Origin of the sequence: Pseudomonas maumuensis (assembly GCF_019139675.1) — a bacterium.
Lineage (GTDB): Bacteria > Pseudomonadota > Gammaproteobacteria > Pseudomonadales > Pseudomonadaceae > Aquipseudomonas > Aquipseudomonas maumuensis.
The window spans coordinates 3,238,684-3,263,398 of the sequence record NZ_CP077077.1 but is presented as its reverse complement, the minus strand read 5'-3'; the positions used below and the strand labels follow the sequence as shown (position 1 = coordinate 3,263,398).

The window sequence follows — 24,715 nt, the reverse complement described above, 5'->3', positions numbered from 1 at the left end:
CGATCTTCAGAAGGGACTCGGCGGACGGGGCAGCGCTTTCCTATGCACAGCAGCGCCAGTGGTTCCTCTGGCAGCTCGACCCGCACAGCGCCGCCTACAACATCCCGGCGGCGCTGCGGCTCAAGGGCACGCTGGATGTCGAGGCGTTGCAGCGCAGCTTCGACAGCCTGGTGGCGCGCCACGAAACCCTGCGCACCACCTTCCGCCAGGAGGGTGACGGGGCGGTGCAGATCGTCCATCCGCCAATGCCCGTGGCGCTGGCGGTGGAGCCCTTCGTGCCTGCGGATTCGACGGACCTGCAGGCAGCCATCCGCGCGCGGGTGGAGGCCGAGGTGCAGCAGCCGTTCGACCTGGAGCATGGGCCGTTGCTGCGGGTCAGGCTGTTGGTGCTGGGGCCTGAAGAGCATGTGCTGATCCTGACCGTGCACCATATCGTTTCCGATGGCTGGTCCACGCCGATCCTGGTGGACGAGCTGATCCGCCTGTACGAGGGCTTGCGCCTCGGCGCGCCGGTGACCCTGGCCGAGCTGCCGATTCAGTACGCCGACTACGCCCTGTGGCAGCGCGACTGGATGGAGGCGGGCGAGCAGGAGCGCCAGCTCGGTTACTGGCGCGAGCAGCTGGCGGGCGAGCAGCCACTGCTGGAGCTGCCTGTCGACCGCCCGCGGCCGTCGGTGCAGACCTTCGAGGGCGCACGCCTGGCCATCGATATCGATGCCTCCCTGGCGCAGGGGCTCAAGGCCCTGGCGCGCCAGCAGGGGGTGACCCTGTTCATGCTATTGCTGGCCTCCTTCCAGACCCTGCTGCACCGCTACAGTGGGCAGGCCGACATCCGTGTCGGTGTACCGGTGGCCAACCGTACCCGCGCCGAAACCCAGGGGCTGATCGGCTTCTTCGTCAACACCCAGGTGCTCAAGGCCGAGTTCGCGCCGCAGACCACCTTCGCCGCGTTGCTGCAGCAGGTGCGTGAAGCCTCGCTGCAGGCCCAGGCGCACCAGGATCTGCCGTTCGAGCAACTGGTCGAGGCGCTGCAGCCCGAACGCAGCATGAGCCACAACCCGTTGTTCCAGGTGCTGTTCAACCACCAGGCCGAAAGCCCGGGCATGGTCCGTGAGCTGGGCGGGCTGCAGGTCGAGGGCTTGAGCTGGGAAGGGCAGACCACCCAGTTCGACCTGATCCTCAACACGGCCGAGCACGAGGGTGGGCTGATTGCGGCGTTTACCTACGCCACCTCGCTGTTCGATGCGGCCACGGTCGAGCGCATTGGCCGGCATTGGCGCAACCTGTTGCAGGGCATCTGCGCGGATTACGCCCAGCGCGTGGCGCAGTTGCCGTTGCTCGATGCGGCTGAGCTGGGGGCGTGGACGGCTGATGTGCAGCGCTACCCGAGCACCGAGTGCGCCCACGCGCTGATCGAGCAGCAGGCGGCACGCACGCCTGAAGCGATCGCCGTGACCTTCGCCGGGCAGGCGCTGAGCTACGACCAGCTCAACCGCCGCGCCAACCGCCTGGCGCACAAGTTGCGTGCGCAGGGCGTGGGGCCAGATGTGCTGGTGGGCATCGCGGTGGAGCGCGGGTTCGAGATGATCGTCGGCCTGTTGGCGATCCTCAAGGCTGGGGGCGCCTATGTGCCGCTGGATCCGGAGTACCCGCAGGACCGCCTGAGCTACATGATGGAAGACAGCGGCATTCAACTGCTGCTGACACAAGGCCATTTGCTGGCCGGCCTGCCGGTACCGGCGCATGTGCGCAGCCTGTCTCTCGAAGATGATCTGGCTGGCTACAGCGACGCGAATCCGGAGCACCTGACCCAGCCGGATAACCTGGCCTATGTGATCTACACCTCGGGCTCGACCGGCAAGCCGAAAGGTACGCTGCTGCCGCACCACAACCTGCTGCGCCTGTTCAAGGCCACCGACGCCTGGTTCGGCTTCGGCCCGCAGGATGTGTGGACGCTGTTCCACTCGTACGCCTTCGACTTCTCGGTATGGGAGATCTTCGGTGCGCTGCTGCACGGTGGCCGCCTGGTGATCGTGCCGCGTGAAACCACGCGTTCGCCGGAAGACTTCCACCAGTTGCTGGTGGAGCAGGGCGTGACCGTGTTGAACCAGACCCCGTCGGCGTTCAAACCGCTGATGCGCGTGGCCTGTGACAGTGCATCCGACCTCTCGCTGCGCTACGTGATCTTCGGTGGCGAAGCCCTGGATGTGGCCGCATTGCAGCCGTGGTTCGAGCGCTTCGGTGAAGACTGCGACAACCTGATCAACATGTACGGCATCACCGAGACCACGGTCCACGTGACCTACCGGCCGATCCGCTTCTCCGACACGCAACAAGCGGGCAGCCCAATCGGTGCAGCGATTCCGGACCTGTCGATGTACGTGCTGGACGCAGATTTCAATCCGGTGGCCAAGGGCTGCACGGGTGAACTGCATGTCGGCCACGCCGGCCTGGCACGGGGTTACCACAACCGCGCCTCGCTGACCGCCGAACGCTTCGTACCGGACCCGTTCTCCAGCGAAGGCGGGCGCCTGTACCGCACTGGCGACCTGGCGCGTTACCGCGAACAGGACGTGATCGAGTACGTGGGCCGGATCGATCACCAGGTGAAGATCCGCGGTTTCCGTATCGAGCTGGGCGAGATCGAAGCGCGCCTGCAAGAGCACGCCGCCGTGCGTGAAGTGCTGGTGCTGGATATCGACGGGGCAGGGGGCAAGCAACTGGCCGCCTACCTGATTGCCCAGGACGCGAATGTAGATCACGCAACCTTGCGCGATACGCTGAAACAGCACCTCAAAGCCAACCTGCCGGACTACATGGTGCCGACGCACTTCCTGGTCTTGGAGCAGTGGCCATTGACCGCCAACGGCAAGCTGGACCGCAAGGCCCTGCCCAAGCCGGACGCCAGCCAGCTGCAACAAGGCTACGTGGCGCCACGCACGGAACTGGAGCAGCAACTGGCGGCGATCTGGGCCGAGGTGCTGAAGGTCGAGCAGGTGGGCCTGCACGACAACTTCTTCGAGCTCGGCGGCCACTCGTTGCTGGCCACCCAGGTCACCTCGCGCATCCGCCAGCGCCTGAATGTGGAAGTGTCGCTGCGCAGCCTGTTCGAGTCCGCCGACCTGCAAGCCTTCGCCCAGGCCGCCGGCCAAGGTGCGGCCAGCCAGGCTCCGGCGTTCAGCGTCGTGGACCGCAACCAGCCGCTGGCCTTGTCCTACGCCCAGCAACGCCAGTGGTTCCTCTGGCAACTGGAGCCGGCCAGTGCCGCCTACAACATCCCTTCGGCCCTGCGCCTGCAGGGCGAGCTGGACATCGATGCACTGCGTAGCAGCTTCGCCGCGCTGATCGCCCGTCACGAAACCCTGCGTACTACCTTCCATCAGGAAGGTGAACAGGCCTGGCAACGCATCCATGCTGCAGGTGACTTCGACCTGCCTGTCGAACCGGTAACAAGCGAGGCGCTTCAGGCGCGGGTCGCGCAAGAGATCGCGCAGCCGTTCGACCTGGAGCACGGTCCGTTGCTGCGCGCTCGGCTGCTGCGCCTGGCCGCCGACGAGCATGTGCTGGTGCTGACCTTGCACCATATCGTCGCCGATGGTTGGTCGATGCCGATCATGGTCGATGAAGTGGTGCGTCTGTATGCCGGGTACCGTCAGGGCGCCGAGGCGCAGCTGCCGACCCTGGCGTTCCAGTACGCCGATTACGCCGCCTGGCAGCGCCAGTGGATGGCGGCGGGCGAACAAGCTCGCCAGCTCGACTACTGGCGCCAGCAACTGGGCGACGAGCAACCGCTGCTGGAGTTGCCTGCCGACCGCCCACGCCCGTTGCAGCTAAGTCATGCCGGGGCACGCCTGGATATCCACCTGGAGCCGGAACTCGCCGAGGCGTTGAAAGCCACCGCACGGCAACAGGGCGTGACCCTGTTCATGCTGTTGCTGGCCTCATTCCAGGTGCTGCTGCACCGCCTAAGTGGTCAATCGCAGGTGCGCGTCGGCGTTCCGGTCGCCAACCGCAACCGGGCCGAGACCGAAGGCCTGATCGGCTTCTTCGTCAACACCCAGGTGCTCAAGGCTGAGTTCGCGCCGCAAACCACCTTCGCCGGGTTGCTGCAACAGGTCCGGCACACCGCCGTGCAGGCCCAGGCGCACCAGGACCTGCCGTTCGAGCAACTGGTCGAGGCGCTGCAGCCCGAGCGCAGCATGAGCCACAGCCCACTGTTCCAGGTGCTGTTCAACCACAAGGCGGAAAATTCCGGCATGGCCCAGGAACTGGCCGGGCTGCGGATCGAGGGGCTGGGATGGGAAGACCGCAGCACCCAGTTCGACCTGGTCCTGAACACGGTCGAGCACGACGCGGGGTTGAGCGCCATCCTGACCTACGCCACTGCATTGTTCGATCCGGCCACTGCCGAGCGTCTGGGCAGGTACTGGCGCAATCTGTTGCAGGGCATCTGCCAGGACAGCGCTCAACGCGTGGCGCAGTTGCCATTGCTCGATGCGCTCGAGTTGGATGAGTGGCAAGCGCATGTACAACGTTACCCAAGCTCCGAATGCGCTCACGCGCTGATCGAGCAGCAGGCGGCGCGCACGCCTGAAGCGATCGCCGTGACCTTCGCCGGGCAGGCGTTGAGCTATGACCAGCTCAACCGCCGTGCCAACCGCTTGGCGCATAAACTGCGCGCGCAGGGCGTGGGGCCAGATGTGCTGGTGGGCATCGCGGTGGAGCGTGGGTTCGAGATGATTGTCGGCCTGCTGGCGATCCTCAAGGCCGGTGGCGCCTATGTGCCGCTGGACCCGGAATACCCGCAGGACCGCCTGAGCTACATGATGGAAGACAGCGGCATTCAACTGCTGCTGACACAAGGCCATTTGCTGGCCGGCCTACCGGTGCCTGCGCAGGTGCGTAGTCTGAAGCTGGAAGATGATCTGGCCGGCTACAGCGACGAAAACCCCGAGCACCTGACCCAGCCGGACAACCTGGCCTATGTGATCTACACCTCGGGCTCGACCGGCAAACCGAAAGGTACGCTGCTGCCGCACCACAACCTGCTGCGCCTGTTCAAGGCGACGGACGCCTGGTTTGGCTTCGGCCCGCAGGATGCCTGGACGCTGTTCCACTCGTACGCCTTCGATTTCTCGGTGTGGGAGATCTTCGGTGCGCTGCTGCACGGCGGTCGTTTGGTGATCGTGCCGCGTGAAACCACGCGTTCGCCGGAAGACTTCCACCAGTTGCTGGTGGAGCAGGGCGTCACTGTGCTCAACCAGACCCCATCGGCGTTCAAGCCGCTGATGCGCGTGGCCTGTGACAGTGCATCCGACCTCTCGCTGCGCTACGTGATCTTCGGTGGCGAAGCCCTGGATGTGGCCGCATTGCAGCCGTGGTTCGAGCGCTTCGGTGAAGACTGCGACAACCTGATCAACATGTACGGCATCACCGAGACCACGGTCCACGTGACCTACCGGCCGATCCGCTTCGCTGATACCCAGCAGCCGGGCAGCCCGATCGGTGCGGCGATTCCGGACCTGTCGATGTACGTGCTGGACGCCGATTTCAATCCGGTGGCCAAGGGCTGCACGGGTGAACTGCATGTCGGCCACGCCGGCCTGGCGCGGGGTTACCACAACCGCGCCTCGCTGACCGCCGAACGCTTTGTGCCGGATCCATTCTCCAGCGAAGGCGGACGCCTGTACCGCACCGGCGACCTGGCGCGTTACCGCGAACAGGGCGTGATCGAGTACGTGGGCCGGATCGACCATCAGGTGAAGATCCGCGGTTTCCGTATTGAGCTGGGCGAGATCGAAGCGCGCCTGCAAGAGCATGCGGCGGTGCGCGAAGTGCTGGTGCTGGATATCGATGGGGCAGGGGGTAAGCAACTGGCGGCCTACCTGATCGCAAATGATCCAGCTGTCGACCATGCAAGCCTGCGCGATACGCTGAAACAGCACCTCAAAGCCAACCTGCCGGACTACATGGTGCCGACGCACTTCCTGGTCTTGGAGCAGTGGCCATTGACCGCCAACGGCAAGCTGGACCGCAAGGCCCTGCCCAAGCCGGACGCCAGCCAGCTGCAGCAGGGCTACGTGGCCCCGCGCACGGCGCTGGAGCAGCAACTGGCGGCGATCTGGAGCGAGGTGCTGAAGGTCGAGCAAGTCGGCTTGCACGACAACTTCTTCGAACTCGGCGGCCACTCGTTGCTGGCCACCCAGGTGACTTCGCGGATCCGCCAGCGCCTGAATGTGGAAGTGTCGCTGCGCAGCCTGTTCGAATCCGCCGACCTGCAGGCCTTCGCCCAGGCCGCAGGCGAGGGTGCGGCCAGCCAGGCCCCCGCCATTACCGTGGCGGACCGTAACCAGCCGCTGGTGCTGTCGTACGCCCAGCAGCGCCAGTGGTTCCTCTGGCAACTGGAGCCGGATAGCGCCGCCTACCACATCCCTGCAGCCTTGCAACTGAAGGGGCGACTGAACCCGGAGGCGTTGCGTCAGGCCTTCGAGACCCTGATCGCTCGCCATGAGAGCCTGCGCACCACCTTCGATCAGCAAGGTGGCGAGGCGCAGCAGCGTATCCACGCGCCCGCGACGTTCACCCTGGTCATGGAATCGCTGCAGGACACCTCCACCGAGGCGGTCCGCGAGCGTGTGGCACGTGAGATCCAGCGCCCGTTCGACCTGACCCAGGGGCCGCTGCTGCGGGTGCGCCTGCTGCGTCTGGCCGAGGACGATCACGTGCTGGTGCTGACCCTGCATCACATCGTCGCCGATGGCTGGTCGATGCCGATCATGGTCGATGAAGTGGTCGACGCCTACCTGGCCTTGAGCCAGGGCCGGCAACCCGAGCAGCCGGCCTTGCCGGTGCAGTACGCCGACTATGCCGTCTGGCAGCGCCAGTGGATGGAGGCCGGCGAGCAGGCCCGCCAGCTGGACTACTGGCTGGCGCAGCTGGGCGGCGAGCACTATGTGCTGCAACTGCCCACCGATCATCCACGGCCCACTGTGCAAAGCCACGCCGGTCGCAGCCTCGCCATCGAGGTGCCGGCACCGCTGGTTCAGGCTTTGAAGGCGCAGGCGCGCCAGCAAGGGGTGACGCTGTTCATGCTGCTGCTGGCTTCGTTCCAGAGCCTGCTGCATCGCCAGACTGGCCAGGCCGACATCCGTGTCGGCGTGCCGATCGCCAACCGCACCCGGGCCGAGACCGAAGGCTTGATCGGCTTCTTCGTCAACACCCAGGTGCTCAAGGCGCAGTTCGAGCTGCACACGACCTTCAGCGAGCTACTGCAACAGGTCAAGCACGCCGCCTTGCAGGCCCAGGCGCACCAGGATCTGCCGTTCGAGCAACTGGTCGAAGCGCTGCAGCCGGAGCGCAGCCTGAGCCACAACCCGCTGTTCCAGGTGATGTTCAACCACCAGGCCCAGCGCCCGGACCAGGGACGCGAACTGCCTGGGCTGAGCATCGAAGGCCTGAGCTGGGGCAACCCTACGGCGCACCTCGACCTGGCCCTGGATACTTTCGAAAGCGAACACGGCCTCGGCGCGACCCTGACCTACGTCAGCGACCTGTTCGAGCACGCCACCATCGAGCGCATGGCCGCGCACTGGCTCAACCTGTTGCAGGCAGTCAGCACCCAGCCGGCCCAGCGGATCGTCGAGCTGCCGCTGCTGGATGAGGCACAGCGCCAGGTCATCCTCGGGCAGTGGAGCCGCCACGAGGCGATCTACCCTGACCAGCGCACCGTGCAGCAGCTGATCGCCGACCAGGCCGCGCGTACCCCGCACGCCACGGCGCTGATCTGCGAAGGGCAGCAGCTCAGCTACCAAGCGTTGGACCTGCGCGCCAACCAGCTGGCCCACCGCCTGCGCGACCTGGGCATCGGTCCGGACGTGCGCGTGGGCATCGCCCTGCCGCGCAGCCTGGACATGGTGGTCGGCCTGCTGGGCGTGCTCAAGGCCGGCGGCGCCTATGTGCCGCTGGACCCCGACTACCCGCACGAGCGCCTGGCCTACATGATGGAGGACAGTGGCATCGCCCTGTTGCTCGGCCACAGCGCCCAGCTGCAAGACCTGGCCGTGGCGCCGCAGGTGCGCAGCCTGTGCCTGGACAGCGAGCCGCTCGATGCCTGGCCGAGCCATGCTCTGCCAGCGCTGGGCGACCCCGACAACCTGGCGTACATCATGTATACCTCCGGCTCCACCGGGCGCCCCAAGGGCGTCGGCATCAGCGCCGCGGCCCTGAGCCGGCACGCCCATGTCGCCCAGGGCTTCTGCGAACTGTCGGCGGCCGACCGGGTGCTGCAGTTCTCCACCTTCAACTTCGACGCCTTCGTCGAGCAGCTGTACCCGGCGCTGATCTGCGGCGCCAGCGTGGTGCTGCGCGGCCCGACGCTGTGGGACAGCGAAACCTTCTACCGTGAAGTGGTGACCCAGGGCATCACCTTCGCCGACCTGCCGACCGCCTACTGGTACCTGCTGGCCAAGGACTTCGCGGCCAAGGGGCCGCGCGACTATGGTTCGCTGCGGCGCATCCACATGGGGGGCGAGGCCATGGCCGCCGATGGCGTGCTGGCTTGGCAACAGGCCGGGCTCGGCCATGTGCGCCTGCTCAATACCTATGGGCCGACCGAGGCCACCGTCAGCGTCATGAGCCACGACTGCAGCGCCTATGTCACCGGCGAGCAACCCCTGCCGGTGCAGATCCCGATCGGCAAGGCCCTGGGTGGGCGTTCGATTCACCTGGTGGATGCCGATGCCGACCTGGCCCTGCCGGGCGCCATCGGTGAACTGCTGGTCGGTGGCGAGCTGCTCGCCCGCGGCTATCACAATCGTCCGGGGCTGACCGCCGAACGCTTTATCCCCGACCCGTTCGCGACGACGCCGGGCGGGCGCCTGTACCGCACCGGCGACCTGGCACGCTATCGCGAGCACGGCGTGGTCGAGTACGCCGGGCGTATCGACCATCAGGTGAAGATCCGCGGCTTCCGTATCGAGCTGGGCGAGATCGAGGCGCGCCTGCGCGAGCACCCGGCGGTGCGCGAGGTGCTGGTGGTCGATATCGATGGCCCGGGCGGCAAGCAACTGGCGGCCTACCTGGTGCCAAACGCCATGCCCGAGGCCGAGGACGGCCTGCGCGCCGAGCTGAAGGCGCACCTGGGCGCCAGCCTGCCGGACTACATGGTGCCGATGTACCTGGTGCTGCTTGAGCGTATGCCGCTGCTGCCCAACGGCAAGCTCGACCGCAAGGCACTGCCGACCCCCGATACCCGCCAGTCGCAGCCGGCCTATGTGGCCCCGGTCAGTGAACTGGAGCAGCAGCTGGCGGCACTGTGGGCCGAGGTGCTGCAGGTCGAGCGGGTGGGCCTGGGCGATGACTTCTTCGAGCTGGGCGGGCACTCGCTGCTGGCGGCCCAGCTGATTTCCAAGATCAACTCTGGCCTGGGCATCGACATCCCCCTGCGCCTGCTATTCGAGAAACCGCAATTGAATGATTTTGCCCAGGCCTGTGCCAGCACCGGCTTGTCGTTGAGCGAGGACGGCTTGTCCGATATCGAAAGAATGATGAATGAAATGGCGGGCGTCTGAGATGGACAAGAGCACAGCAGAACGTATCGCCAAGCGCTTTGTCGGCCTTGCCCTGGAGCAGCGTCGGCAGATCCTCGACAAGATGCGCGAAACCGGGCAGAGCTTCCGCTTGCTGCCCATCGCCGTGACCCGTCACGACAGCCCGCGCATCCCGCTGTCCTATGCCCAGCAGCGCATGCTGTTCCTCTGGCAGCTGGAGCCGCACAGCAGCTTCTACAACGTGCCGATGGCGGTGCGCCTGAGCGGTTCGCTGAACCAACAGGCGTTGGCCCAGGCCCTGGACGCGCTGGTGCAGCGTCATGAGAGCCTGCGCACGCGCTTTGTCTCCGAGCAGGGCGAGTTCCACCAGCAGATCCTCGAACAGCCGGGCGTCGGCCTGGAGGTGCGCGAGGTGCAGGCCGGGCCGGGCGAGGATATCGAGCAGTGCCTGCGTACTGCGGTGCGCGAGGCGCTGGATGCGCCATTCGACCTGCTCGAAGGCCCGTTGCTGCGGGTCCGGCTGTTGCGCCTGGCACCGACCGAGCACGTGCTGACGGTGTGCATGCACCATATCGTCTCCGACGGCTGGTCGGGCGAGCTGATGGTGCAGGAGTTCGTCCACCTGTACGAAGCACTGTCGCAAGGCCGAGACGCCAACCTGCCGCCGCTGGAGGTGCAGTACGCCGACTACGCGATCTGGCAACGTGCGTGGCTCGAGGCTGGCGAGGGCGAGCGCCAGTTGCAGTACTGGAAGCAGCAACTGGGCGACGAACACCCGGTGCTGGATTTACCGTTGGACCACGAGCGCCCGGCGCACCCCAGCTTCCGCGGCGCGACCCTGCGCAGCGATGTGCCGGCGGCGCTGTCGGCGCAGCTCAAGGCCCAGGCGCGCAGCCAGGGCCAGACCGTGTTCATGCTGACCCTGGCGGCGCTGGCCGTGACTCTGGCGCGCTACAGCGGCCAGGCCGACATCCGCATCGGCGCGCCCAACGCCGGGCGTAACCGCAAGGAAGTCGAAGGCCTGATCGGCTTCTTCATCAACACCCAGGTGCTGCGGGTGCAGGTGGACGAGCGCCACAGCGGCGCGGCGCTGCTGGAACAGGTGAAGCAGGTGGTCAGTGGCGCGCAGTCGCACCAGGAACTGCCGTTCGAGCACCTGGTCGACGCCCTCGCGCCGGAGCGCAACCTGGGCCACAACCCGCTGTTCCAGGTGAAGATCAACCAGAACATGGCCGATACCGAGGCCGGCGCCCAGGCCCGGCAGACGCTGGGTGAGCTGAGTGTCAGCGGGTTCGCGGTCGAGGGCAGCGATGCGCGCTTCGACCTGGCCTACGACTTCACCGAGACCCCCGACGGCCTGCAAGGCTACTTTACCTACAGCACCGACCTGTTCGAAGCCGCGACCATCGAGCGCATGGCCGCTTCGTTCCAGGCCGTGTTGCGTACGCTTGTCGAGCATCCCGACGCGGCGTTGCTCGATCACCCGGACGCCCAGGCTGAGCAGGTCGAAACCGCTGCCCAAGACTGGCCGCAGCAAGACTTCCTCGCCCTGTGGCGTCAGGGCCTGCAAGCCGGTGCCGCGCAGCCGGCATTGCGCGCGGGGGATCGCACGCTCACCTACGCCGAGCTGGAGCAACAGGCCAACCGTTTCGCACATTACCTCAAGGCGCAGGGCATCGCCCCGGGCATGACCGTGGCGCTGTGCCAGGAGCGCTCCATCGAGTGGGTGACCAGCCTGTTGGCGGTGCTCAAGCTGGGCGCGGTGTACCTGCCGCTGGACAGCCGCCAGCCTGCCGAGCGCCTGCAGCAGTTGCTGCAGGCCAGCTCTGCGCAGATTTTGGTGCATGCCCAGGGCGATGCCCAGGCGGCGGGGCTGGGCGTGTGCCGCGCCGTGGCCTATGACGCTTCACTGTATGGCGACTGCGATGAGCAGCCACCGGCGGTGCGTCTCTTGCCGCAGCAGGCGGCCTACATCATCTACACCTCGGGCTCCACCGGGCAGCCCAAGGGTGTGGTGGTCAGCCACGGGGCGCTGGCCAACTACCTGCAGGGCGTGCTGCAACGCCTCGACCTGCAGCCCGGCGCAAGCCTGGCGATGGTCTCCACCGTGGCCGCCGACCTTGGCCATACCGTGCTGTTCGGCGCGCTGGCCTCGGGCCGGCTGCTGCACCTGCTGGGCCACGACCAGGGCTTCGACCCTGATGCCTTCGCCAGCTACATGGCCGAGCACCGCGTCGACGTGCTGAAGATCGTGCCGAGCCACCTGCAGGGCCTGTTGCAGGCCGCGCAGCCGGAGCGGGTGCTGCCCGAGCAATTGCTGATCCTCGGTGGCGAGGCCAGTTCCTGGGCGCTGATCGAGCAGATCCGCCGCCTGAAGCCCGGCTGCCGGATCATCAACCACTACGGCCCGACCGAGACCACCGTGGGCATCCTCACCCACGAAGTCGGCGCGCGCCTGCCCGGCTGGCGCAGCGTGCCGGTTGGCCGGCCGCTGGACAACGGCCAGGCGCGGGTGCTGGACGCCTACCTCAATCCGCTGCCCGAGCGCGTGGCCGGCGAGCTGTACCTGGGCGGCCAGGGCCTGGCCCAGGGTTATGTCGGCCAGCCGGGCCTGACCGCCGAGCGCTTCGTCCCCGATCCGTTCGGTGACAACGGCCAGCGGCTGTACCGTGCCGGTGACCGCGCGCGCCTGGACCAGGGCGTGCTGGAATACCTGGGCCGTGGCGACGACCAGGTGAAGATCCGCGGTTACCGGGTCGAGCCGGGCGAAGTCGGCCAGGTGCTGCAAGGCCTGCCCGGCGTGGCCGAGGCCGTGGTGCTGGCACTCCCTCTGGACAGCGACCCCACGCGCCTGCAGCTGGTGGCCTGGGCCGTGCCGACGGCGGGTGTCGAGCTGCAAGCCGAGGCCCTGCGCCAGGCCTTGCTGGAGCGCCTGCCAGAGTACCTGGTGCCGGCGCAGGTGCTGCTGCTCGAGCGCCTGCCGCTGACCGCCAACGGCAAGCTGGACAAGCGTGCCCTGCCCAGGCCTGGGGTGGTGGCCAAGCAGCGCTTTGTCGCGCCGGTGGGTGAAATCGAGGAGAAACTCGCGGCGATCTGGTGCGAGGTGCTCAAGCGTGAGCAAGTGGGCAGCACCGACAACTTCTTCGAACTGGGCGGCGACTCGATCCTCAGCCTGCAGATCATTGCCCGCGCCAAGCGCCAGGGCATCAAGCTCAGCCCTAAGCAGCTTTTCGAGAAACAGACCATCGGCCAACTGGCGGCGGTGGCCAAGCTGATCGAGAAGAAGCCGGCGGCCGAAGTGGTCGAGCCGGTCAGCGGCAACCTGCCGTTGCTGCCAATCCAGGCGCGTTTCTTCGAAACCGCTATTCCCCAGCGTCACCACTGGAACCAGGCGGTGCTGCTGACCCCGCGCCAACCGTTGACGGTGGCCTTGCTGCAACCTGCGCTCAAGCTGCTGCTGGAACAGCACGACGCCCTGCGCCTGCGTTTCAGCGAAGAGCAGGGCCAGTGGCAAGGCCAGTTCGCGCCGGTCGACGCGCAGCAGTTGCTGTGGGCACATCAGTTGGACGATGCCGCGCGCCTGCCGGAGCTGGCCGATGAGGCCCAGCGCAGCCTGGACCTGAAAAATGGCCCGCTGCTGCGCGTGGTGCTGATCGACCTGCCCGCGGGGCAACAGCGCCTGCTGGTGGTGATCCACCACCTGGTGGTCGACGGCGTGTCCTGGCGCGTCCTGCTCGAAGACCTGCAGCTGGCCTGCCAGGCACTGCTGGCCGGCAAGGCGCCGGTGCTGCCGGCCAAGAGCAGTTCGCTCAAGGCATGGGCCGAGCACCTGCGCGAGCACGCCCGCAGCCCCGCGCTGGTGGCCGAGCTGGCCTACTGGCAGGCGCAGTTGCAGGGCGTCAGCGACGTCTTGCCTGGGGCGAACCCGCAGGGTGGCCAGCAGCGCAAGCATGAAATTTCGGTGCGCACCCACCTGAACGCCGAACTGACCCGGCAACTGCTGCAGGAGGCACCGGCTGCCTACCGCACGCAGGTCAATGATTTGCTGCTGACGGCGCTGGCGCGGGTCATCCGCCGCTGGACCGGCGAGGCGCACGCGCTGATCCGCCTGGAAGGTCATGGCCGCGAAGACCTGTTCGATGACCTCGACATCACCCGCACGGTCGGCTGGTTCAGCAGCCTGTACCCGTTGAAGCTGACCCCCGCCGATGACCTGGGCGCGTCGCTCATGGCGGTCAAGGAGCAGCTGCGCGCCGTGCCGGCCAAGGGCATCGGCTACGGTGTGCTGCGTTACCTGGGCGATGAGCAGGCCCGCGAAACCCTCGGCGCCCTGGCCCAGGGCAGCATCGTGTTCAACTACCTGGGGCAGTTCGACGGCAGCTTCGACAGCGAGCAAGGGCTGTTCACCCCGGCGCCGGAAGGCGCGGGGCAGGGACAAAGCCCGGAGGCGCCGCTGGGCAGCCTGCTCAGCATCGATGGCCAGGTCTACGCCGGTGAACTGGCGCTGGACTGGAGCTTCAGCAGCGCCGTGTTCGAACGTGGGCAGATCCAGCGCCTGGCCGACGAGTACGCCGAGGAGCTGCGCCTGTTGATCGGCCACTGCACTACTCCGGGCGTGGCGGGGGTGACGCCTTCGGACTTCCCGCTGGCCAGCCTCGACCAGCACCAGCTGGCGGCACTGCCGGTGGCGGCGGGCAACATCGAAGACATCTACCCGCTGTCGCCGATGCAGCAGGGCATGCTGTTCCACAGCCTGTATCAGCAGGAAGCGGGCAACTACATCAACCAGACACGCGTCGAAGTGCAGGGGCTGGACGTACCGCGCTTCATCGCGGCCTTGCAGGCCACCGTGGACAACCACGAAGTGCTGCGCAGCAGTTTCTTCAGTGGCTACGACCAGTCACTGCAAGTGGTGCAGCGCCAGGCGCGGCTGCCGCTGGTCGAGCTGGACTGGCGTGACCAGGCCGATTTGCCGAGGGCGTTGCAAGCCTGGACCGAGGCCGACCTGCGTGCCGGTTTCGACCTGGCCAGCGGTCCGCTGCTGCGCCTGGCGGTGATCCGCAGCGCCGAACAGCAGCACCAGCTGGTGCTGACCAACCACCATATCCTGCTCGACGGCTGGAGCAGCTCGCGCCTGTTCGGCGAGGTGCTGCAGCGTTACGCCGGTGTCACCCCGGCAGGCAAGAACAGCCGTTATCGCGACTATATCCAGTGGCTGCAACGCCAGGACCAGGCCGCCAGCGAGCGCTTCTGGCGCGAGCGTACGGCGGAACTGGACGAGCCTACGCGGTTGGCCCAGGCCTTCAGGTCTGAGGCGAACGGTGAGGGCCAGGCTGAATACCCAGTGCTGCTCGATTGGCAACGGACCCAGCGCCTGGGCGAGTTTGCCCGGGAGCAGCGGATCACCCTCAATACACTGGTTCAGGCCGCGTGGCTGTTGCTGTTGCAGCGCTACACCGGGCAGGCCAGCGTGACCTTCGGCGCCACCGTGGCAGGCCGCCCGGCCGAGCTGCCGGGCGTCGAGGAGCAGCTGGGGCTGTTCATCAACACCTTGCCGGTGGTCGCCAGCCCGCGCCCCGAGCAGACCGTGGGCGACTGGGTACAGCACGTGCAAGGGTTGAACCTGGCCCTGCGCGAGCACGAGCACACACCGCTGTACGAGATCCAGCGTTGGGCCGGTTGGAGCGGCGAGGCGCTGTTCGACAATATCCTGGTGTTCGAGAACTACCCGGTTTCGGAGGCGTTGCAGGCAGACGCACCACAGGGGCTGGTCTTCGGTGAGGTGGCCAGCCAGGAGCAGACCAACTATCCGCTGACGCTGGTGGCCCAGGTGGGCGAAAAACTGTTGGCCAACTTCAAGTTCGACCGCGCCAGCTATGCCGAATCGGCTGTTGGGCAGATCGCGGCACATTTCGTCGAACTGTTGGAAGGGTTGGCGGACTCGTCGCAGCGGGCTTTGGGTGAACTGGTGCTGAGCACCGCGCCGCTACAAGTGATCGACAGCTATCCGAGCATGGCCTGCGCGCACGCGCTGATCGAGCAGCAAGCGGCGCGCACGCCTGAAGCGATCGCCGTGACCTTCGCCGGGCAGGCGTTGAGCTATGACCAGCTCAACCGCCGCGCCAACCGCCTGGCGCACAAGCTGCGTGCGCAGGGCGTGGGGCCGGATGTGCTGGTGGGTATCGCGGTGGAGCGTGGTTTCGAGATGATCGTCGGCCTGCTGGCGATCCTCAAGGCCGGTGGCGCCTATGTGCCGCTGGATCCGGAATACCCGCAGGACCGCCTGAGCTACATGATGGAAGACAGCGGCATTCAACTGCTGCTGACGCAAGGCCATTTGCTGGCCTTGCCGGTGCCGGCGCATGTGCGCAGCCTGTCTCTCGAAGATGATCTGGCTGATTACAGTGACGAAAACCCCGAGCACCTGACCCAGCCGGACAACCTGGCCTATGTGATCTACACCTCCGGTTCCACCGGCAAGCCGAAAGGTACGCTGCTGCCGCACCACAACCTGCTGCGCCTGTTCAAGGCGACGGACGCCTGGTTTGGCTTCGGCCCGCAGGATGTCTGGACGCTGTTCCACTCGTACGCCTTCGACTTCTCGGTATGGGAGATCTTCGGCGCGCTGCTGCACGGTGGCCGCCTGGTGATCGTGCCGCGTGAAACCACGCGCTCGCCGGAAGATTTCCACCAGTTGCTGGTGGAGCAGGGCGTCACTGTGCTCAACCAGACTCCATCGGCGTTCAAGCCGCTGATGCGCGTGGCCTGTGACAGTGCTTCCGACCTTGCGCTGCGCTACGTGATCTTCGGCGGCGAAGCGCTGGACGTAGCTGCACTGCAGCCATGGTTCGAGCGCTTCGGCGAAGAGTGCAACAACCTGATCAACATGTACGGCATCACCGAGACCACGGTCCACGTGACCTACCGGCCGATCCGCTTCGCTGATACCCAGCAGTCGGGCAGCCCGATCGGTGCGGCGATTCCGGACCTGTCGATGTACGTGCTGGACGCCGATTTCAATCCGGTGGCCAAGGGCTGCACGGGTGAACTGCATGTCGGCCACGCCGGCCTGGCGCGGGGTTACCACAACCGCGCCTCGCTGACCGCCGAACGCTTTGTGCCGGATCCATTCTCCAGCGAAGGCGGACGCTTGTACCGCACTGGCGACCTGGCGCGTTACCGCGAACAGGGCGTGATCGAGTACGTGGGCCGGATCGACCATCAGGTGAAGATCCGCGGGTTCCGTATCGAACTGGGCGAGATTGAAGCCCGCTTGCAAGAACATGCGGCGGTGCGCGAAGTGCTGGTGCTGGATATCGACGGGGCAGGGGGCAAGCAATTGGCGGCCTACCTGATCGCTCAAGATCCATCAGCAGACCACGCAACCCTGCGTGACGCGCTGAAACAACACCTGAAAGCCAACCTGCCGGACTACATGGTGCCGACGCACTTCCTGGTCTTGGATCAGTGGCCACTGACCGCCAACGGCAAGCTGGACCGCAAGGCCCTGCCAAAACCGGATGCCAGCCAGCTGCAACAGGGCTACGTAGCTCCACGTACGGAACTCGAACAGCAACTGGCGGCGATCTGGTCCGAGGTGCTGAAGGTCGAGCAGGTGGGTCTGCACGACAACTTCTTCGAGCTCGGCGGCCACTCGCTGCTGGTGATCACCCTGGTAAACAAGGTGCGTGAAGCCTTCGCCATCAACATCAGCCTGCATGAGTTCATGCTGATGGCCAGCTTCGAGGAGCTGGCCAACTTCATCGGTGGCGGCAAGGATCGCCTGAAATCGCCGGTGATCAATCTCAACGGTTGCCAGCGCCAGCGCCCGGCGCTGTTCTGCCTGCCGCCGGGTGGCGGCGCTGCCTACGCCTACTACCCGCTGGCCAGCCGCCTGGCCGATGAGCGTCCGGTATATGGCCTGGTCAACCGGTGCTACGCCGAGCCGGGCTGGGTGGACGCATCCTGGGAGGCGATGGTCGGCTATTACGTCGAGCAGATCCGCCGTACCCAGGCCAGCGGCCCGTACCATCTGCTGGGCTGGTCCATGGGCGGCGCCCTGGCGCTGGAAGTGGCCCACGCCCTCGAGCAGGCCGGCCAGGAGGTTGGTTTCGTTGGCCTGGTCGACACCCTGCTGCCGCGTGATGTGTCTGGCCTCGACGCCGAGCCCGCCGAGGTGGTGCAGGTGGCGCGGGCGGACGAGAGCCTGCTGCGTGGCCTGCTGGCCTTTGCGCCGGGCGTCGGCGAGGTGCGGATCGCAGGTTTCATCGACGAGGCCGAGCGTCTGCCGGCCGGGGTCGACAGGACCGAGTGGGTCATCGAACAGGTGGCCGCCGCGGGTAATGTCAGCGCCGAACGCCTGCGCAGCATCCACGAGGATGTACATCTGCAGCGGGAGATCGTCGATGGCTTCGCCGTGCTCGACCGCAACGCCGAGCTGAGCCAGGCGTTTCGCCTGCGGCCGCTGGTGGTCCAGGTGGATTGCTGGTGGGCCAGTGAAAGCCGCAGTGCCGAGCGTGTACGCGTGGGGGAGGCGGGGTTGCTGGCGCAGGCTTCGGTCAATGGGCTGGGCAGTTCGACGGTGATTGCCGATGGGCATGAGGGGGTTATCAATGCCGGTGCGTTTATCGAGGGGCTGGTGGGGAGGCTTGCTGACAAGGATTGAGGTCGGGGGAGAGCGGGTGGGGCGTTAGGTTCCCCCGTTCTTTTCTTGCGAATCTTGTGGTTTTGTCTGTGCGTGTGTGGATTCGTTTTGCGATGGCGTCTAAGTTGTCAGAAATTTGAAAGTTTGTGATGTTTGTTGTTGTTGTTGTTGTTGTTGTTGTTGTTGTTGTTGTTGTTGGGTGGTTTTGAAAGTTGTATGCGCATTCATTTGCGATGGCGACGCTTATTCACCTTTCCGCCCTTACGGCGGGTTACTTTGGTCTTGGTGTATGGACCGGACACATGGTGGACACGTGTGCGGAGACATGGTTGACACTTTTCGGCAAGCAATCTGCCGGGAATACGACCATGCCTTGGAACGCGAGAGATGCCATGAGCTTAAGAGAAGAGTTCGTTAGCCTGGCCAATCACCCGGGCGCCAATATGAGGGAGCTATGCCGCCGGTTCGGCATTAGCCCTCAGACGGGTTACAAATGGCTCAATCGATTTCGACAGGAGGGCTTGCTCGGCTTGAAGGAGCGCTCTCGAAAGCCAGCCGTCAGCCCTCGCAAGACTCAGCCTGGGCTAGAAGAGGAAGTGATTGCCATCCGTAAGGAGCACTCCACGTGGGGTGGCCGAAAGATCAGTCACCTGCTTGATCAGCGCATCTGTGCCAGTACCGTAACCAATGTCCTGCATCGGCATGGATTGATCACCGCGGAGGCCTCCGAGGCGGCTAAACCATGGACACGCTTTGAGCGCGAAGCCCCGAATGATCTGTGGCAGATCGATTTTAAAGGTTTCTTCCAAACGGCTCAGGGACCTTGTTATCCGCTGACGCTGATTGATGACCACTCACGCTTTAACCTTGTGATACAGGCCTGCACACATCAGCGCACAGGGTTGGTCATGGAGCACCTGACCGATCTGTTCAGCCGGTATGGACTGCCCGTGCAGATCAACGCGGATAATGGCTCGCCCTGGGGGGCGCCAAGAAATCCCGGAGAACTCACACCGCTAGGTATCTGGCTGGTTCGTCTGGGAATTCGACTGACTTTCAGCAGGCCAGGCCACCCACAAACCAATGGCAAGGATGAGCGATTCCACCGGACGCTCAAGGCCGAGGTACTAACCGGGCGCAGTTTTCGGGATCTGCGAGAAGCGCAAGAAGCTTTCGACCTCTGGCGGGGCATTTACAACTACAAGCGTCCTCATCAGCAGTTGGGCTACAAAGTACCGGCAGATCGCTACCAGATGAGCAGGCGGGCTTTCCCAAGCCGTCTACCGCCCGTTGAATACGGTCCCGATGATATTTTGGTGAAACCCTACAGCAGTCAGTTCCGCTTCAAGAAACGCTCATTTCGGATAGCCAAGGCGCTAGCAGGCTATGTGTTGGCGCTCCGCCGCAGCGATCAAGGGCCTGACCATTTTGATGTTTACTTCTGCCAGCACAAGCTGCGAACCATCGACTTCAACAACCCCGACGGTAAGCGATAATGTGTCCACCATGTCCCCGCACATGTGTCAGCGATGTCTCAAGTCCATACATCTTGGCCAAAGTAACCAAAGCCGTTGCGCTCCATTCATCCGGCCCTCCGCTTCGCTCCGGGTTCCCTCACTCCGGCCTTGCTCCCGGGAGGACCGCGCTGAACGCCCCATCCTGGGGCGCAGCGCTTGACGGGCATCCATGCCCGTCACCTCCCTCCGCAAGACCTGCGTTCGGCCTCCTGAAGTCGCGAAGTTACGGGCGGCGCCTGCACTAACGCAGCTAGTCGCTAGTTGCCATCGTGGGAGCTCTAGATCAACATCGCGGGCAAGTCCGCTTCCATGTTGGATCATGTAGTCAAACCATCTTGGGAACGGGCTTGTCCCGCGATGGTGTAATGAAGAACAATAATTCACCCAATGCCAAACCAAAATATCTGCTCTTGCTCTTGCTCTTGCTCTTGCTCTTGCTCTTGCTCTTGCTTCTAAGTGCGCGATAGTTCAGGCGACACAAATTGCGACTTCAGGAGGCCGAGCGCAGGGCTTGCGCAGGGAGGTGACGGGCATGGATGCCCGTCAAGCGCCGATCAGGCCATGGATGGCCCGTCGGCGCGTCCTCCCGGAGCAAGCCCGGAGCGAGGGAACCCCGGAGCGAAGCGCAGGGGCCGTATGAACGGAGCCGAACGGTTTTGCCTACTTTTGTCAAGACAAAAGTAGGTCGCCGTAAGGGCGAAAGGGTGACTAAATGTCGACATCTTCTGCGAATGCGCAAACAAAAATCCAAACAATCACTTCCGACTCCCACTCCGACTCCGCCCCCTCGAACCCCCCTCCTGATGAACCTTTCATGACAAAACTTCGGTAGCAATCCGCCACCCCCGTCAAAGCCAAGGACACCAACAAGGCACCTGGCCATCAGGCCAATCAAGCCTTGAGAACCGGCCTGGGAGCGGGGCAATGGGCACTATGGAACGCTACACGAAAGTGGGAATGCAGGAGCTCGACCAGCGTCTGGCCAAGATCGTCGAGGCCGCGCGCAAGCAGCCCGTCTCGGTCTACCGCTACGGCGCCCCCTGGGTATGGATCGTCTCCCAGGACGACTGGCAGGGCGCCCTGCGCGAGGTGGCCAGCTGCGTGCCGCCCGGCCATTCGCTGGCGCTGCTCAAGCCGCGCATCGAGGCATTGCTGGAAGCGCACCAGCCAGCCCTGGCGCTGCTGGCCGAGCAGCAGGGCATGATCATCGCCCCATGCACGCTGATGCACGTGCTGCTGCTACAGCTGCTGTATTCGGTGCCCAGCGAGAAGCAGCTCTACGAGCAGCTCAACTACAACCTGCTGTTCCGCTGGTTCGCAGGCCTCGAACTGAAATCGCGGGTGTGGAACTTCAGCCTGTTCAGCCATGACCTCGGCGTCCTGCTGAGCAGCGCCATGGCCGTTTCGCTGTTGCAGCGCATGGTCGACGAGGTACTCGGCGCAAGCCTGCAGGCCATGCCCGAGTTCAGCCTCAACCTGGCCCTGTTGCACAGCTGGCTGGCCCGCCACCAAGGCCAGCCCGCAACCAGCGACAACCACTAGCAAACCAACGAATTCCTGGCGCTCAAGGGGGCGGTGTGGAGCATTTTTTCTTCAAGCGATGCGGCATGGGCGCAGGGGCGCTGCTGTGCCTGCTGGCGGTCGAGGTGGCCGCGGACGAGGCGCAGCGCCGGGTCGAGATCAACGAGTACGTGGTGCGCGGCAACACCGTGCTCGATGCCCAGGCCATCGAAGAGGCGGTCTATCCCTACCTGGGGCCGGACAAGACCCTGGCCGACCTCGAAGGCGCCCGCGAGGCATTGCAGAAAAGCTATCAGGCCCGTGGCTACCAATCGGTATTCGTCGAGCTGCCCGAACAGAAGGTCGAAGGTGGCGTGGTCTACCTGCAAGTCAGCGAAACCAAGGTCGGACGTGTACGCGTGGTCGGCGCCAAACACTATTCGCCACTGGAGATCCGCGAACAGGTGCCGGCCCTGGAGGAGGGCAAGGTGCCCGATTTCGCCCAGGTACAGAACGAGCTGGCCACCCTCAACCGTGCCCCAGGGCGACAGGTCATGCCGCTGGTGCGCGAAGGCCAGCGCCCGGGCACCATGGACGTCGACCTGCAGGTCGAGGACAAGCAGCCCTGGAACCTGAGCCTGGGCCTGAACAACGACCACAGCGCCGACACCGAGAAGCTGCGCAGTGTCGTCAGCCTGGGCTACAACAACCTCTGGCAGGCCGGCCACAGCGTCTCGCTGACCTGGTTCACCGCGCCCCAGGACCGTGACAACGCCGAGGTCTGGTCCGGGTCCTACGCCGCGCCGCTGAACGAGCGCTGGACCGTGCAGTTCTCCGGCTACCACTCCGACAGCAATGTCGCCACGGTGGGCGGCACCAATGTGCTGGGCAAGGGCCATTCCTACGGCGTTTCGGCGATCTACAACCTGCCGGGCGTCGGCGCCTGGGCCAACGCCCTGTCGATCGGCGTGGACTTCAAGGACTTCGACGAGCAGGTCGGCCTGGGCGGCAGTAGCGACAAAGTCCCGCTCAAGTACGCCCCGATCACCCTGGGCTATACCGGCTACCGCTTTACCGAACAGGACCAGTTGAGCCTCGGCCTGAGCCTGGTGGCCGGAACGCGCAGCCTGCTGGGCTATGGCAGCGACGATACCGAGTTCGATTACAAGCGCTACCGCGCCGACTCCAGCTTCGCCGCGCTCAAGGGCGACGGCAGCTACACCTTCGACTTCGCCGGCGCCTGGCAGAGCGCTTCCAAATTGGCCTTCCAACTGGCCTCGGGGCCGCTGGTGTCGAACGAGCAGTTCGCCGCCGGTGGCGCCACCTCGGTACGCGGCTATCTCGCCGCCGAACGCACCGGGGACGACGGCCTGCTGTTCTCCCAGGAACTGCGCACCCCCTCCATTGGCCGCTACGTCGGCAGCTACATCAGCGACTGGCGCTTCTACCTGTTCGCCGAGGGCGCCCAGTTGCGCCTGCAGGACGCACTGCCCGAACAGGACGACAGCTACAGCCTGGCCAGCGTCGGCGTCGGTACCCGCGCCACGCTCAACGACTGGTTGTCCGGCAGCCTCGACTGGGCCGTGCCGCTCAAGGACGGCCCCAACACCGACAAGAACGCTTCCCGCGTGCACTTCAGCGTGCAGGCGACTTTCTGAACGATTGACCTACTGACCGGCATCGGCCTGGAGACCTCTCATGCAACGCCTGATATTGACCTTGCTGCTGTGCCTGGGCTTCGCCCTGCCGGGCAGCGCCAGTGCCTGGTGGCAGGACGACTGGATGTACCGCAAGCAGATCGCCGTGGACACCACGCCCCAGGGCGCCGGCCTGACCCAGGCCCTGGGCCGCACCGCGCTGCTGGTGCGTCTGCACACCGGCAACTTCAGCTTCGACGGCGTCAGCGAAACCGGCGCGGATATCCGCTTCGTCGCTGCCGACGACAAGACGGTGCTCAACCACCATGTCGAGCAGTTCGATCCACTGATGGGCATGGCGCTGATCTGGGTCGACGTACCCCGTATAGAAGCGGGCCAGCGCCAGGACCTGTGGATGTACTACGGCAACCCCAAGGCCCAGGCACCTGCCGGGCAGCCGAGCTTCGATGCCGACTACACCGCGCTCTACCACTTCGACGGTGCCACCGCCCGCGACGCCAGCCCTTATGGCAACCAGCTGCAAGGGCCGACGGTCAGCGTCGATGGTGTGATTGGCCGGGCCATCCAGATCGGTGGCCAAGCCTTGCAACTGCCCGCCAGCGCCTCGCTGCAACTGCCGGCGGGCGCGGCGTTCAGCTTCAGCACCTGGCTGCGCCAGGACCAGGCGGTGGGTGAGCAACTGCTGCTGGCGCGCCGCGAGGCCGGCCACAGCCTGCTGCTCGGCCTGGCCGAAGGCGTGCCCTTCATCGAGGTGGACGGCCAGCGCGCCGGCGCCAATCAGGCGCTCGGCGCCGGCCAATGGCAGCACCTGGCGCTGGTGGGCGAGGGCGGCAACCTCACGCTGCTGGTCGAAGGCCAGCCGGTCGCGCGACTGGCCGCGAGCCTGGCGGCTTTCAGCGGCGCCATCGGCATCGGTGGCGACCTTCCCGCGGGCGAGGGCGAGGCTGCCGGCCACTACGCGACCTTTGTCGGTGCCCTGGACGAGCTGCGTGTTTCCCGCGTCGCCCGCAGCCAGGCCAGCCTGCAGGCCGACGTGCTGGCCCAGGGTGCCGAGTCGCGGCTGGTGGTCTATGGCGTCGACGAGGAACAATCCGGCTTCGGCTTCGGTGGCCTGGGCTTCCTGCTCAAGGCGGTGCCGGTGGACGCCTGGGTGATCATCGCCATCCTGGTGCTGATGATGGTGCAGTCGTGGGTGATCATGCTGCGCAAGCAGCGCACCCTCAACCGCGTCACCGCCGCCAACACCCAGTTCCGCGAGCACTTCGCCACGGTCGGTACACGCCTGGAGCAGTTCGCCGATGATCAGGTTCTGCATCAGCGGCTGACCGACTCCTCGCTGTGGCGTCTGTACCTGGTGGCGGTGCAGGAAATCCGCACCCGCCGCGCCCAGGGCGCCGACACCAGTGAAGTGTCCGCGGCCACCATCGAAGCCATCCGCTGCTCCATGGACGGCGTGCGTACCCGCGAGAACCAGGCGCTGTCGGCGAAACTGTCGACCCTGTCCAACGCCATCGCCGGCGGCCCCTACATCGGCCTGCTGGGCACGGTGCTGGGGATCATGGTGGTGTTCCTCGGCACCGCCATGGCCGGCGACGTCAACATCAATGCCATCGCCCCGGGCATGGCCGCGGCGCTGCTGGCCACCGCCATGGGCCTGTTCGTCGCCATCCCCGCGTTGTTCGGCTACAACCGCCTGACCACGCGCAACCGCGAAGTCAGCGCCGACATGCGGGTGTTCGTCGACGAGTTCATCACCCGCCTGGCCGAGCTGCACGGCGAGGGCCAGGCCGGTGAAGCGGCGCACCGCACTGCCGGGCGCACTGTCAACCCATCGGTTCCGGCGTGAGG

5 protein-coding genes and 1 pseudogene are annotated in these 24,715 nt (G+C 65.6%); all 6 read left to right on the top strand.

The genetic code is table 11. The features are described 5' to 3' along the window. Positions 1-35 precede the first annotated feature (35 nt). Positions 36-9,569: pseudogene (locus KSS90_RS14540) on the top strand (amino acid adenylation domain-containing protein); the annotation flags it as partial. Position 9,570: 1 nt separating this feature from the next. Next, on the top strand, positions 9,571-18,213 hold the full coding sequence (locus KSS90_RS14535) for a non-ribosomal peptide synthetase (RefSeq protein ID WP_217866115.1): 8,643 nt from the start codon (positions 9,571-9,573) through the stop codon (positions 18,211-18,213). A gap of 347 nt (positions 18,214-18,560) precedes the next feature. Beyond that, positions 18,561-19,688, top strand: a complete 1,128-nt coding sequence (locus KSS90_RS14530) for an IS481 family transposase (RefSeq protein WP_217869717.1) — start codon at positions 18,561-18,563, stop codon at positions 19,686-19,688. Between the two features lie 945 nt (positions 19,689-20,633). Then, on the top strand, positions 20,634-21,251 hold the full coding sequence (locus tag KSS90_RS14525; RefSeq protein WP_217866114.1) for a transposase: 618 nt from the start codon (positions 20,634-20,636) through the stop codon (positions 21,249-21,251). A 65-nt stretch (positions 21,252-21,316) separates the two neighbouring features. Next, positions 21,317-22,867, top strand: coding sequence for a ShlB/FhaC/HecB family hemolysin secretion/activation protein (locus KSS90_RS14520; RefSeq protein WP_225933189.1), 1,551 nt, complete (start codon positions 21,317-21,319; stop codon positions 22,865-22,867). Between the two features lie 40 nt (positions 22,868-22,907). Next, positions 22,908-24,713: a DUF2341 domain-containing protein gene (locus tag KSS90_RS14515; protein WP_217866112.1), complete on the top strand. Its 1,806-nt coding sequence runs from the start codon at positions 22,908-22,910 to the stop codon at positions 24,711-24,713. Positions 24,714-24,715: the final 2 nt, after the last annotated feature.